Annotated in this window: 1 protein-coding gene and 1 pseudogene; both read left to right on the top strand. The window is 62.2% G+C overall.

The genetic code is table 11. The features are described from left to right. Nucleotides 1–290, top strand: a pseudogene (locus GPA_RS04560) (hypothetical protein); the annotation flags it as partial. A gap of 572 nt (nucleotides 291–862) precedes the next feature. Beyond that, nucleotides 863–1,459, top strand: a complete 597-nt coding sequence (locus tag GPA_RS04555; protein ID WP_015539086.1) for a recombinase family protein — start codon at nucleotides 863–865, stop codon at nucleotides 1,457–1,459. Nucleotides 1,460–1,615: the final 156 nt, after the last annotated feature.

Below are 1,615 nucleotides of genomic sequence, written 5' to 3'. Positions count from 1 at the left end.
TGCGCCGCGGCGACGACCCGGCCGATGTGGCGGCCGAGGAGGCGGCCGTCGATGTCGAGGAGAGCGCACCTCCGGCCTCGGTCGTCACCGACGAGCCTGCGCAGGGCAAGTCCTCGATGTCGGACGGGCGGGGCCGCGAGGACTTCGGGGTTGACACCTCGGGCGAGTCCTGCGCACGGGAAGGCGGCGAGGTGCCGAGCACGCTGGACTACCGCATCTGGAACGTGGCCTACGCCGACGGCACGTCGGTGCGCTTCGACTCCGTCCTGGGCGAGGCCATCCTGGACTAGCGAACGACAGAGGGACGGCGGGCGCAACCGCGCGCCCGCCGTCCCTCGCGGTTCTCGCATTGCCGGAAAAATGCGCCCTAGTCGAATTTTGCTATCATATCCCATGCGCCTGATGCGGGAAAGCATGCAGCCCCGCAACCTGCAACGCGTTTTTGTTTCCGATACAAGTTAGGTAACTAGCCTTCGGCATGATGCGATTGAGACGGTCGGGGCCTTGCGGCGCGTCCGGCGGGCCAGAATTTCCAGGGCCTTCGTCGATCGTTTGCAATGAGGCCCTCGCCGTTTCAAGCGCTTTAAGCGCGCAAGAAAACCTTTCGTCGCTGTTTCGAAGCCTATATACCATCATGATCTTTGCGCGCGGCGCCGAACCAGCCCTTTGGGGAGTCAGGGCCTCATCGTCCAGCCAAGGCTCTTGTCGCGTCGCCTATCGCGGGCCATGAGCCCCCTTCCAGCAACAAGAAGTCAACGGAAGGGCGGCTGGATGCTTCGGGCTGGCAATGTTCATTTCCGCGCGGGAGTTTTCATGTCATGGTGCGAGGTGCCGACCGCTCTCGAAAGAGAGGAAGGTAGCCATGACGGTATACGGATACGCACGCGTTTCAACAAAAGATCAGAACCTCGACCGGCAGCTTGACGCCTTGGCGCAGTTTCCCGTCGAGGAGTCGTTGGTGTTCACGGATCACATGAGCGGCAGGGATTTCAACCGGCCCGGATACAAAAAGCTGTGCGAGCGGCTCAAGCCGGGCGACGTGGTGGTTGTCAAGAGCATCGACAGGCTTGGAAGGAATTACGACGAGATCCTCGAGCAGTGGAGGACGCTGACGAAGCGGAAATCGGTCGATGTCGTCGTGATCGATATGCCCTTGCTCGACACGCGCGTCGTCGACAAGGATGTCACCGGCGTTTTCATTGCCGATTTGGTGCTGCAGCTGCTTTCCTATGTCGCGCAGGTTGAACGCGACAACACCAAGCAGCGCCAAGCGGAGGGGATCGCCGCCGCTCGGGCTCGCGGCGTGCGGTTCGGTCGCCCGCCCAAGCGCGTTCCGGACGATTTCGGACGGGTGCGCGAGCTATGGCGCGCAGGCGAGATCAGCGCCCGGGAGGCCGCACGACGCCTCGGAGTCTCCCGGAGCACGTTCGAGAAGTGGGCCAACTCGGCGGCGGCTTAGAGCCGCATGCATATTTCTTTGGTCGAAAAGGTGGACTTTTTTAGAGCGGTCGGCTATTGTGTTCACTTGATCGACGACAAAGGTCTTCGGTGGAAAAGCCGCTGGTGGGACGAAAGGGGCTAGCCAGCGTGGGAGCGATTCCGCACGGCCGGAAAC

This window comes from Gordonibacter pamelaeae 7-10-1-b (assembly GCF_000210055.1).
GTDB lineage: Bacteria > Actinomycetota > Coriobacteriia > Coriobacteriales > Eggerthellaceae > Gordonibacter > Gordonibacter pamelaeae.
This window is presented reverse-complemented; position numbering and strand designations above follow the sequence as displayed.